The following is a 13023-nucleotide window of genomic DNA, read 5'->3' as shown; positions in this document are numbered from 1 at the left end:
ATCGGTACAGTCTTTTGTTACATTTTACACAATATTAAAAAGTTTCTGATATGATAAAAATGGAAACATTATTAATTATTATTAGTTTAGCTTAAAATAAATATTATTAAACAGAATTGAGGAAATTGTATTGTTTAAACAGCTTTTTATTGAAAACTATTTATATTTAAGTAGTAATAGAAGTCGATTTTACTACAATATTGACGGAGGACAAGCTATTTTTTCTGAAAATAAAGGGGAAATTTCTACAACGTTCGATAAAACCAATTTAGAAAGTTTAATCGCAGTAGACAAGTTTTCAAATAAAAATACTTATAAAATTTTTATAAAAAACTATTTAACACAACTACTATCAAGTTACAATTATAATATTCAATTTTTTATTTATTCAAAAATTGAATATGTTACCATCGAAAACAATAGTAATAAAGTAAAAACTGATTTTAGAGAAACCAGCTATATTCGAATTATTTTGTTAGATCATGAAGGATCTTTTTATCGTGACTATCCACTTGATATTATAGATAATCGAAAAATTGAATGTATATTAAATAACTTAATTGAGTTCAGAAAGTTTAAAATAAATCTAAAAAAAACAACTATTTCTAAAAATAATATACCCGTGGTTTTTCGACCTATGCTGGGTGGATATTTTATACATGAAGTTTTAGGTCACTTATTAGAATTTGACAATCTTGATTTAAGAAATAAATTATTAGGCGATTCAAATGAATATTCTTTAGGTGCCATGATTGGTCCTAAAACTCTCTCTGTTTATGATGATCCTTATGAAAATAAAAAGCTATTTGGATTAAATAAAATTGATGATGTAGGAAATGTTTTAAAAAAAATTGAATTAATGAACAATGGCAAGATTGTAGGAATGCTTGGTAACAATAATTTGGAAAAAAAACAATTTTCTAGTTGTCTAAGAAAACAAAATTATAGATTCAAGGCTTTGCCTCGCATGAGAGGAACAAAAATTGCATCAGGTTCAAAGCAAAGTTTTATCGAAATTGTATCTCAATACAAGGAATCTATTGTAATTGATTCAATACTAGGTGGAGGTGTGAACCCTTTATCTGGGGATTTTCAATTAATTGTTTCTGGTATTTTCTTTAAAAAAGGAACAGCTAAGTACCAACTTCCTTCTCTTATGATGTATGGGAAAGTTTCTGAAAGTTTGAAACAAATAGAGTGTATCGGAAATGATATTGAATCTGCTCATGCTCATTGCGGTAAGAAAGGCCAATTTATTGATGTTTTGGTTGGCTCTCCTACTATATCTCTAAATAGTCAGTCATTGCAACAACTATAAAAGAATTTTAATGAAGAGGTATCTTATGACGAATATATCAAAAATAGTAGAAAAAATAGCAGATAATTTTAATTCATATTCTTATGTTGTTCATCACAAAGTTGCGATAAAAACTATGAACCATTTAATGGAAAAAAATACGTTTGAGCTTGAGCATTTATTTATTACTACTATAAAAAATAAAACGATAAGGAAATTATTTTTTACTTACGATAATGATATGTCTATTGAATTGATTTGTAAATTATTTGAAGAGAAAAGTGTGTGTGTTCCTTCTACAAAGTTATGGCAAAAAAAGGATTTTAATGAAATCAGTACTCATTCAACTGACTCAACAATTGATTTTGAAGAGAATTTTTTAAGTCTATTGGATAGTTTACATGAAAATAAAATTATACTAGAGAATTTAGAGTATATAACCAAGAAAGAATATTATTACTTTCAAGATTCTAATTTAAATAAAAAAAGCTTTTCAAATCAATATAATTACTTAAAAGGTGTTGCCATTCTTCCAACTAACAATAAAATTTTTGATTTATTCTTTGATAACATTAATTTAAACTTTGTAGATAATATTTCGCAATATTACACCAATCAAATCCAAAATAAGATTAATCAATATTCACAAGCGACTGAATTTTATCATTTTAAAGATACAATTAAATTGTCATCCAAAGTAATATATCAATTATATACAATGATATTACCTTTTTTAAATATAGAAAAAATTGGCTCTAGTACTTATTTCAATAATATGTATTATAACAAAGAGTGCATATTTAATGAAAATTTCTCATTATTTGAAAGAAAAACGTTAGAAAATTATTCTTCAATACTTTTTGATGCTGAAGGTATTTCTAACCAAGAACAAGCTCTAATAAAAAATGGAATCATTTGTAATACTCTAAATGATTTAGATAGCACAAGTAAAAACTACTCAGGAAATACTTATTTTCTATCAGATATAGAAGACCCAATGATTTATAAAATAGATGTTTCAAATTTAGAAGTAATTATAACTGATACAAAAAAGAATAATAATGAAAACTATAGTCAAAAAATCATTGAATTTCTCTATGGAACAAATATTAATCCAGAAAATGGCTATATATCTGGACAGACCTTAACTTATGATAATATTACAGATACATATTATATCATCCCAATTCACACAAATTTTTCAAAATTATTTGAAAAAATTATCTGCATAACTGATTCTTTTAGATATTTCATTTGTCAAATTAAGTTAGACAAATCATCTGGTTTTATATTTCTCAAAAATATTTCCATCGGTGTTTGATACTTTAGAGATTTTCTTGGGATGTGATTTCGTTTGGAAGCAACAGCTTGAATAAATGATTCTGATACTTCATTGAAGTCCATGGCTTTAACTAATCCATCACGACGTAATAATCCATTTGAATGTTCATTTAGAGCGCGTTGTGACGGGGTGCCTGGATCCGCAAAATAAATATCAATATCATTTTGATTTCCCATAGCTTTCCAATTTGAAAATTCTTTCCCACAGTCAAACGTAATTGATTTAAACAGATGTTTAGGAACCGTTTGAAACCAATGATTAATTCGATTTTCAATGTCCATTGCCTGTCTACCGGCTGGCTTCAATGTAATAATCACTTTTGACAAACGTTCCACCAATGTAATAACAGCACTTTTGTGTTTTCGACCGACAATAGTGTCTCCTTCAAGATGGCCAAACTCGTTTTCAAATTCTGGATGCTCCTTGATGCGCTCATGTATACTGCGCCGAAAAGCTTGTTTCCCACGTTTTTCTTGGTGTCCATTTGGTTTTCGTTTGCCTTTCATAGGCAAATCACGCACATTAAATGCGCCAGTTTGAAACATTCGATACAGTGTACGGACTGAACAATCAAGTTTCATTTCCGAGCGGCCGACAATCACATCCGGTGTCCACCCTTGAACAACCCTCTTTTGAACATATTCTTTTTGTTCCTCTGGTAAAGCAATCGAGCGTCTACCGCAGCGTTTTTTGTTTTCTTTGTATTGTTTATAGTAGTTCAGTATCGTAGCACCAGTTTTCAAAAATTGATACACGTTATGAATCGTTTGTCGCGCACGTCCTAAGCATTGCGCAGTTTTGGCAACGGATTGATTATTTTTGAAATAAGACTCTATGATTACCAGTTCGTCTGTTGTAAGATGGGTGTAGGTCATTTGTACTCACTCCTTAATAATTCTTTGGTCGGAACTATTTTGAGTGTAGCACAAATGATCTTTTTAGTTGTCTAGCTTAATTTTACAATCGACGATACAAAAATATGTTAACACCCGAAATAATCATTGAATTTTTATAAAGGAGAATAATTTATGATCGAACTAAAAAATGTGAGCTTTAGTTATAAACAACCAAATTTAGTGTTACATGATATTTCATTAACGTTCTCAGAAGGAGAAATTTGGGGAATTCTTGGACATAATGGCGCAGGAAAAACTACCTTGTTTAGATTAATACTAAATTTATTAGAAACAAATTCTGGAAAAATAATAAGAGATAATACATTTTTCGGCTATCTACCTGAAACCAATGGATTATATGAAAAATTAACTGCAAATGAAAATCTAATATTCCGAGATCAAATAGGTCATATTAATTTATCAAAAAAGAAAGCTAAGCAAAATTGTGAAGAGATGTTAAACAATGTAGGTTTATTGGAGAAAAAAAATGAAAAGGTAGCCTATTTATCTTCGGGTATGCGAAAAAGAATTGCTCTAGGATGCTCTTTAATGGGTGATCCACAAACAATTCTATTAGATGAACCTACCAATGGTTTAGATCCTGTAAGTCTGCAAGTTATATTAAAAATTATATCTAATCTAAAATTCAAAAATAAAATAGTGCTTATAAATTCTCATGATTTAACTTCTATTCAGGATATATGTACACATGTTTGTATCCTTCATCAAGGAAAAATTGCTTTTAGAGGTCCTGTTACAGATAACTCTTTGAAAGATTTATACTTTAAAATTTTAGAAGAGGAGGAAATTTAAATGGATTTTTTTAACAAAATACTAATAGTTAGCTGGAAAGAACTTTTGGAAATTAAACGTAGTATTCTAAAATTACTTATTGTTATGTTGTTTCCTTTGGTCACAATATATTTTGTAGTAATTAATCAGGGAACAACAGGAGTTTTGTCACCTGAATTCAATATTTTGCTCACTCAATCTTTTGGAGGACTCTTCAGTTTAATTTTATTAAAGGATTCTATTACAAGAGAAAAAAATCAAAAAACTTTAGAAGTATTACTAACATCAGATGTTTCTCGAATAGAAATAATTATTGGAAAAATTCTTCCTATATTGTTGATTGGTACAGCTGCTCAAATATTTCAAAGCATTATGACTATAATAATGATTAGTGTTATGCAGATTAATATGAATTTTTCAATTTCATTTAATATAATTATTCTCATGTTAGTGATTAATTATATTATGTGTGCCGTTTGTCTTTTATTATCTATTATTATAAATGATGATAAAGCAAGTGACATTGGAGCTGTTGGTGGAGCTTTTGCTACTGGAGTTTTATTATTATTGATAACGTTCCAAATCTCAGCTTTGAATAATATTATTTCTTTTCTTATCACTATCATTGGCTTAATAATTGTAGCTATTTTTGCAACATTTATATGCGAGAGTATATTAAAAAAATCATTCTTATATATAAAAATTTAAATAGTTTATAAAAGTCTTTGGCTTTTATTATAAAAAAATAAAAAAGCGAGAAGTTATTTGATAATAAAACTTACAACTTGGTTATTTAGCCTAGATGTACCGAGAAGGTTTCTTGATTGAAATTATTAAAAATAAAATCAAATATTTATCAATAACTATTCTTGTTTTTTAAAGAAAGGAGGGCTTATCATGGAAAAACCAAAATATGGTGAACAACAGGTAGCAACTTGTTTGGCACACATTAACTTTGGTGCATGGGTTCCATTGTTACCTACTTGTGGCGCAACTATGTTTGCTATTTAAAGTAAGCATAAGTATAAATTGAAAGATGGACTAGTCCATCTTTCTTTTTTAAGGGGTGAGTAAAAAGTGTATCCAATTCTTAACCAGCCTAGAGAAATAATATTGAATCCTGAAAATGCTGGGTTAGTTGTAACAATACAGAATAAAAGATTAGTTACTACCATAAATCATACTGCTGCATCAATACTAGAACAATGTAATGGACAAAATACAGTTGATGATATTATAAATATCCTAGCAAAAAAATACTCAGATAATTATTCTACAGTAAGTATATTAGTAAATGAATTCCTTGATTACTCATTAGGAATAAAAACTATTACAATGAGTGATCGAATAAATCCGAAAACTATCACTGTATATGGTGATTACTCATACTGGGTTCCATCTGTAATCTCTTTAGAACTGACTTATAAATGTCCACTTTTATGCAAGCATTGCTATCGAGAAGCTAGTATGGAGTATTATAATTTTATTGCACTTGATGATGTTGAGCGAATAGCAAATGAGATGAAAAAATTAGGTATAATGTATATTCAATTAACAGGAGGAGAACCATTTATTCATCCAAACATTGAAGATATAATTGAGATATTTGCAAAAAAAGAAATAATGATTTCTATAGTTACTAGCGGTTACATTTTAAAAAATAGTATATTCTTTAAGTTAAAGAAATATAGAAATTCTATAGCTACAATACAAGTCAGTATTGATGGTTTAGAACAAACACATAACCTAATTAGACAAAAAAGAGATAGCTATTCTAAAGCCATGAAATTTATAAAGAAATTAGTCGAAAATAAATTGCCTGTAGATGTTGGTACTTCTATAATTGATCAAAATAAAGACGAAATTTATGAATTATCTAAAATTTTAAAGTCATTAGATGTAAACAGACATCGCTTAGGAATTGTAATGAATACGGGACGCTCAAATACAAATGAACTTGAACTGACAAAACCGCCAGAAATTGCTAGATGGACTCAAGAATTCAATGACTTATTAGGTACTGATAATTTTCAAATAGTTGAAGAAGAAGAATTTAGTGAATTGCCTAATGGAAAAAAACGTTGTGGAGCTGGGTATCAATTAATTCGAATTTCTCCTAGCTTAATTATATATCCTTGTCCGATTTTTGATTTACCAATATATAATTATGGTAAAGGTTCTTTAATTGATTTCATTAAAACTAAAACTATGAAATTTTACAAGATGGCAGTTCCTAATAAAAAAACATGCGGCACTTGTAGTTTATTAGAGATTTGTAGTCAATGCCCAGCACAAGCAATGATTGAGAAAGAGAATGTACAATCATGTTTTTGGTACTCCATGGAAAAAGAAACTATTGAAGACTTGTCATTAACAAAACTCTAACGCAAAACTATAAATAAAATTTTAGGAGTACTTTATCAACCAGTAAACTATTACTTATAGTCTAAAAAAGAGAAAAAATTATATGAATTTTCCATTTAACCTGAATAATTCATAGCTCAATATTTAATCTATTTTATCGAACGAATAACCTATTTTGAAATAAGGTCAGGTATTTTCTCTAAAAATAATCTGTTTTCAGACTGTATACTCTTGGATAAAGCTTTTTAAAAAACTTTTACCTATTTAAGGGCAGACTGCTCCCTTGAAACAGAATTGGGTAAAAATTTACTCGATAATTAGTTTAAATCCATTTTCTGGATCGCCTTAGGAGCTCGAAAACTTCATAGAATTCAGTTTGATACACATGATAACTCGACAGTTTGAGATAGACTTGTCTGCCTGTTTCAACCAGTTTACCGGCAACTTTAAGCAATGTCAGTCGAATGGAATGAATCGTCATCCCTTGGTTCAATTTCTCAAATGCAATGGTCTTTAAAAAATTGACGAGGTTGTATGCAAGGACACTGATCATCATTCTGACATGATTTTCTAAGAAACGCGGGCTATCTGTTTTATCGAAGTAAAAGCCACCTTTCGCTTCTTTGATGAAATTTTCCATTGTTCCACGCTTGCCGTAAAGAGAAAATATGACTTCAGGCGAGACATTGTCGGATAGATTAGTCACAATAAACGAATGATGAAAAAGCAATTCTCCTCCTTCACGGACGGAACGTATACAGACACGACGGGGTTTCGACCAGGATTGCGCTTGGTATGGGAGTGAAAAATACTGCACTTCTCGCTCTTCCCATTCTAGATTGTCCCCGTAAAGAACAGAGTGTTCAGCTAATTGACTTAACCTCCGATTGCTCTTTAATCGGATAACGTACTGGCTTTCAGTTGCTTCACAAGACTCATACATCTCTGGTGTGGCTAAGCCGCTGTCACCCCGAACCAATATCTCGGTATGAGGTAACGTGCTTTTGTAGTGGTGTAACAGCGGGTCGATAAAGGCTTTTACCCCTTTAGATGTGTACTGATTGCCTGAACGTAGTTCAGCTTTTAAGAAATCTCCGGTCAGTCCATCAAAGGCAACTAATGGGTGATAGCCGTAGGTTTGATAATGGGCATTATAATCTGTTTGTTCTTGGCGTCCAAAGGTATCTGAATGTGTGGAATCGACATCAATGATTAACTCGGTGTCATTGCGAATCAAACGCGCTTTATCAATCAGCGACTGATTTAATGCTTGGAGTTGATCCTGTTCTCCACGGTGAAACGATCCAGAAAGCGTGAGATTGACGATTGTGAGGCTAATTGCTTTTTACCGAGTACAGCTTGAAAGACTGGATCCTGTCTTAATAGATTAGCTGATGAGTCTGCCGAGTAACCAGCAATTAATTGCATAATAAGCTGTTCCAATATCGCTAAGTTATCATGGGTAAAATAAGCCCGATGATCTGTGATATGGAGCCATTGTTTAGCTAAATGTGAAAAGCCGAAGGTATGCATCAATTCTTTAACCAGGACTAACCCCGAATCACTTGATAGCCGACCACCTGTATGTGAAATAGTGATGTTTGAATTGAATTTAATTTGATTTTTGTGTAAGCTAGTCATGAGAAGAACTCCTTTCCTATGGTTGGTTTAGTCACCTTTACCATAACAGAATGGGGTTCTTTTTTCATCACTTAACGGGTGAGAATCGAAAAGTTAATTTTTCCTGCCGTTAGGCAGTTTCTAAACAATTATAAGGAAAGTATGAATTATTCAGGATTTAATTCTATTATTAATTTTTTCTTATGTAACTAAGAAGGAGCGTGACAGAGGTTCATTATGTTTTTTTCTCTCTAAAGTAAGAATATCCTCAAAATCGTCATTGATTTTAGGGATATTTTTATTTTTCTAAGCCTTTAACTATATATCAGAATGCAATTCTTTACATGAAAATGGTTTTTTATTACATATGAAGATGTAATAAACTAAAAAATATATAATTAATGGAATGATAAAGTAATAAAAATATTGGAGGGTGAGATTTTCTTGAAAAAAATAATAGATGGCAATGAAGCTGCTGCATATATTTCTTATGCCTTTACTGAAATAGCATCAATTTATCCTATAACTCCGAGTTCTACAATGGCAGAACTAATTGATAAATGGTCTACAGAAGGTAGAAAAAATATTTTTGGCAATATTGTTCAGGTGACTGAAATGCAATCAGAAGCTGGAGCAGCAGGTACTCTGCATGGTGCACTAAAAACAGGTGCTTTAGCAACGACTTATACTGCATCACAGGGATTATTGCTTATGATTCCTGTAATGTACAAATTAGCAGGAGAATTTTTGCCAGCTGTGTTTCATGTATCTAGTCGAGCACTAACCACTAATGCCCTCAGTATTTTTGGAGATCATAGTGATATTATGGCTGTCAGACAAACGGGTTTTATTCTTTTGGCTGAGAGTAGTGTGCAAGAAGTTATGGATCTCTCAGCAGTGGCACACTTAGTAGCAATTAAACTAAGTATGCCTGTATTAAATTTCTTTGATGGTTTTCGGACAAGTCACGAATTACAAAAAATTGAGCCGATTTCTTATGAATCATTAACTGCTCTTTTGCCTGAACACGAATTGGAGCAGTTCCGAAAAAAAAGCATGAATCCTAGTCATCCAACAGTTAGTGGAACCAATCAAAATCCAGATATTCATTTCCAACAAAGAGAGACGATTAATAAAAAATATATGGAAATTCCTGAGATTGTCGAATACTATATGCAACAAATTAATTCCATTCGCGGAACACAATATAATCTTGTGGATTATTATGGAGCAAATGATGCAGAAGAAATTATTATTTCTATGGGTTCTGTTTCAAACACTATTCAACAAGTAGTCGAAGAGCTAAATCACTCAGGTAGAAAAGTCGGACACTTGAATATTCATCTCTATCGTCCGTTTCCAATACAAAAAATAAAAGAAGTATTACCAAAAACTATAAAGAAAATTGCTGTCTTGGATCGAAGCAAAGAACCTGGATCGGGTGGAGAATCTTTATTGTTGGATATTAAAAGTACCTTTTATGATAGTGAACAAAGACCTGTTATTATTGGTGGTCGATATGGCTTGGGATCAAAAAATGTTACTCCGAGTCAAATAGTAGCAGTGTACAACCAATTGCGCTTGCCCAAAGAACAGTTAAAAGATAGCTTTACCATAGGTATTACCGATGATGTGACTTATCTTTCACTCCCTGCTGAGGAAGTAGTTGATCTTACGCCTACCAATACCTATCAAGCAAAATTTTGGGGATTTGGATCAGATGGTACAGTGAGTGCGAGTAAGTCTACGGTTAAAATTATTGGAAATCATACAGACAAGTATGTACAAGGCTATTTTGTTTATGACTCAAAAAAATCTGGTGGGCTAACGACAAGTCATCTAAGGTTTGGCGATGAGCCTATACGATCAAGCTACTTAATTGAACATGCAGATTTCATTTCATGCAATACGACAGCTTATGTAAATAAATACGAGTTATTAAAAGAGTTAAACCCAAAAGGAATTTTTCTTTTAAATACAAGATGGAGTACCGAAGAGTTACAAAGAAAGTTACCTCAGAAACTAAAAACAGAGCTTATTCAAAAAGAAGCAGAATTTTACACCATTGATGCGACAGGATTAGCCAATCGATTAGGACTTGGGAATAAGATTAATATTATCATGCAAACAGCCTTTTTTTATTTGTCAAAAATTATACCCTTTGAAAAGGCGAGCAACTATATAAAACAATCGATTGAGATGAATTATCAAAAATCCACCCAGGAAATTCTTGAAAGAAATATAGCCACTGTGGATCAAACAATCGCTAATGTTAATAAAATTACTCTTTCTAACTATTGGACAGAAAAAGAACAAAAAGAAGAGCAGAACGTAGAAGATAAACATTTACCTAAATTTATTTATAAAATTGCACAACCAGTAGCGAAACAACAAGGAGATTCGTTAACTGTAAAAGATTTAATAGAGAACAATATGACAGAAGGAAACATTCCTCTAGGTACAGCAGCGTATGAAAAAAGAGGCATAGGATTAGAAGTACCAGAATGGATAGCTGAACATTGCACGATGTGTAATGAATGCGCCTTTGTCTGCCCACATGCAGCCATTCGTCCATTTCTTGCTGATGATGAAGAAGCTGATGGAGCACCGGAAGGATTCATTATGCGCAAAATGAAAGGCGAAGACGGTCTAAATTATCGAATTCAAGTGTCAGTAGAAGATTGTACAGGGTGCGGTTTATGTGTAGAGGCTTGTCCTGCTAGGAAAAAAGCTTTAGTAATGAAACCTTATGAGGAAATGAAGGAAGAAGCAATGAATTGGGCTTTTTCTATGACACTTAAAGAAAAAGAAATTAGTTCCAAGCGAACAAGTATAAAAAGTACACAGTTTAAAAAGCCATTACTAGAATTCTCTGGCGCATGTGCTGGCTGTGGAGAAACGCCTTACGTAAAATTACTGACTCAATTATTTGGTAGTCGGATGATGATTGCGAATGCGACAGGATGCTCTTCTATTTGGGGAGCAGCATCGCCCATAAGTCCTTATACCACCAATTCGGATGGTACTGGTCCTGCTTGGTCCAATTCATTATTCGAAGATAATGCGGAATTCGGCTATGGGATGCACTTAGCTATGAAAAAAAGGAGAAACGATTTAGCTGATGAGCTTAATGAACTTATTACAAAAAATTCAATTGCAGAATCTTCAAGAATCGTCATAGAAGATTGGATTACACAAATGGCTGAGAGTGAAGGCACACAACAACGGGCATACAAATTAAGCAAAATACTTGAGTTGGAAAAGAACAACAACCCTTATATCGAAGTATTATTAAACAAAAAAGATTTATTTGTTAAACCAAGTCATTGGATTATTGGCGGGGATGGTTGGGCATATGATATCGGATATGGGGGAATCGATCATGTGATTGCTAGTGGAGAAGATGTAAACATACTGGTAATGGATAATGAAGTTTACGCGAATACAGGTGGGCAAACATCAAAAGCAACCCCAACTGCTGCAATAGCCAAATTTTCTTCTAGTGGGAAATCAATTGGAAAAAAGGACCTAGGCTTGATGGCAATGAGTTATGGCGATGTTTATGTTGCTCAGATTTCAGCTGGTGCTAATATGATGCAAACATTAAAAGCTTTTGAGGAAGCGGAAAAATTTAAAGGGCCTTCCCTTATTATTGCGTATACACCTTGTATCATACAAGGAATTCACGGGGGAATGTCTCATTCTTTAAATTCAGCAAAAGAAGCTGTTGAAACAGGGTATTGGTCACTGTACCGTTATAATCCAACGTTAATGAACCAAGAGAAATTACCAATGATTCTAGATTATAAAAAACCAGATTTTCATCGTATGATTCACTTTATGAAAAAACAAGATCGGTTCTTGGCACTTCTTAAAGTAGATGAAAAAAAAGCGAATCTGCTTTTCCAAAAAACTATCACTGATGCGCAGAAGCGATTCTTTACTTATGCTAATCTAGCTGGTATCGAAGAAAATTTACGAGAAAAGCTTACTAAAAAAAAATGAATCTGACAATCAAGAGAGTATAAAAACTGTCTTGGTTGTTGATTTTATAACATTAATTAAATAAGGAGAGAAAACTAATATGCTACAGGCAACTATTGTCTATGCAAGTCTAACAGGAAATACAGAAGAAATTGTAGAGTATGTCACTGACTTGCTAGAAGAGCGAGAAGTGGTCGTGACTCTAGTTGATTGTGAAGATTATGAAGGTATTGAATTTATTCATGCAGACATTTGTATAGTTGGAACATATACTTATGGCGAAGGTGAGCTACCAGAAGAAATCATTCCTGTTTATGAATCAATACCAGAATTAGATCTTACTGGAAAAATTTTTGGTGTATGTGGTTCAGGAGACACTCTTTATGAAGAGTTTTACTGTCAATCCATTGATGATTTTGAAAAAGTATTCGAACAATCTGGAGCAACAAAAGTTGCTGAAAGTGTCAAAATAGATTTAGATATGGAAGAAGAGGATGAAGAAGCTTTAAAACAATTTGTCAATCAATTAATTACTTAAATAATACATGTACTTCTTCCACATATGTATTATTAACTCTCCACATGATAAAATAGTATTATAAAGAATAAATATTGTTGATTATGACAGTTAGTTGGTAAAACGTTACATAATGAAACCTACTGAGTCAACTTATACTATACTAAGAATGTATTAGCAATGATTTCTTTATAAAAATATTCTAATTGTG

Annotated in this window: 8 protein-coding genes and 1 pseudogene; 7 read left to right on the top strand and 2 right to left on the bottom strand. The window is 31.9% G+C overall.

What is annotated here, in order from left to right; translation table 11 throughout:
- The first annotated feature begins 130 nt into the window (after positions 1-130).
- Both AC4BBX_RS02335 and AC4BBX_RS02330 read left to right on the top strand, forming a co-directional pair.
- On the top strand, positions 131-1318 hold the full coding sequence (locus tag AC4BBX_RS02335) for a metallopeptidase TldD-related protein (protein WP_490454864.1): 1188 nt from the start codon (positions 131-133) through the stop codon (positions 1316-1318).
- Positions 1319-1343: 25 nt separating this feature from the next.
- Positions 1344-2618 carry a metallopeptidase TldD-related protein gene (locus AC4BBX_RS02330; protein WP_490454863.1) on the top strand — a complete coding sequence of 425 codons (1275 nt, stop codon included), beginning with the start codon at positions 1344-1346 and terminating at the stop codon, positions 2616-2618.
- On the opposite strand, the gene AC4BBX_RS02325 is transcribed toward AC4BBX_RS02330, so the two are convergent.
- Positions 2555-3514 carry an IS30 family transposase gene (locus AC4BBX_RS02325; protein ID WP_490454862.1) on the bottom strand — a complete coding sequence of 320 codons (960 nt, stop codon included), beginning with the start codon at positions 3512-3514 and terminating at the stop codon, positions 2555-2557. The two genes, AC4BBX_RS02330 and AC4BBX_RS02325, sit on opposite strands and share 64 nt — an antisense overlap.
- 153 nt (positions 3515-3667) lie before the next feature.
- On the opposite strand from AC4BBX_RS02325, the gene AC4BBX_RS02320 reads away from it, so the two are divergent.
- The 3 genes from AC4BBX_RS02320 (at position 3668) to AC4BBX_RS02310 (ending at position 6712) form a co-directional block, all read left to right on the top strand.
- Positions 3668-4348, top strand: a complete 681-nt coding sequence (locus tag AC4BBX_RS02320) for an ABC transporter ATP-binding protein (protein WP_490454861.1) — start codon at positions 3668-3670, stop codon at positions 4346-4348.
- Positions 4349-5035 (top strand): ABC transporter permease subunit, encoded by a 687-nt coding sequence (locus AC4BBX_RS02315; RefSeq protein ID WP_490454860.1) that lies wholly within the window; start codon positions 4349-4351, stop codon positions 5033-5035.
- A 405-nt stretch (positions 5036-5440) separates the two neighbouring features.
- Complete coding sequence (locus AC4BBX_RS02310) at positions 5441-6712, top strand: radical SAM protein (protein ID WP_490454859.1); 1272 nt, start codon at positions 5441-5443, stop codon at positions 6710-6712.
- A 301-nt stretch (positions 6713-7013) separates the two neighbouring features.
- On the opposite strand, the pseudogene AC4BBX_RS02305 reads toward AC4BBX_RS02310, so the two are convergent.
- Positions 7014-8332, bottom strand: a pseudogene (locus tag AC4BBX_RS02305) (IS1380 family transposase).
- Positions 8333-8755: 423 nt separating this feature from the next.
- Between AC4BBX_RS02305 and nifJ the strand changes: the two are divergent.
- Together nifJ and AC4BBX_RS02295 are read left to right on the top strand one after the other, a co-directional pair.
- Positions 8756-12316 (top strand): pyruvate:ferredoxin (flavodoxin) oxidoreductase, encoded by a 3561-nt coding sequence (nifJ, locus tag AC4BBX_RS02300; protein WP_490454858.1) that lies wholly within the window; start codon positions 8756-8758, stop codon positions 12314-12316.
- Between the two features lie 79 nt (positions 12317-12395).
- On the top strand, positions 12396-12833 hold the full coding sequence (locus tag AC4BBX_RS02295; RefSeq protein WP_490454857.1) for a flavodoxin: 438 nt from the start codon (positions 12396-12398) through the stop codon (positions 12831-12833).
- Positions 12834-13023: the final 190 nt, after the last annotated feature.

The sequence above is a fragment of the Enterococcus sp. AMC1157 genome (genome assembly GCF_058216555.1).
The sequence above is the reverse complement of the archived record's forward strand: the minus strand, read 5'-3'. Positions and strand labels throughout refer to the sequence as shown.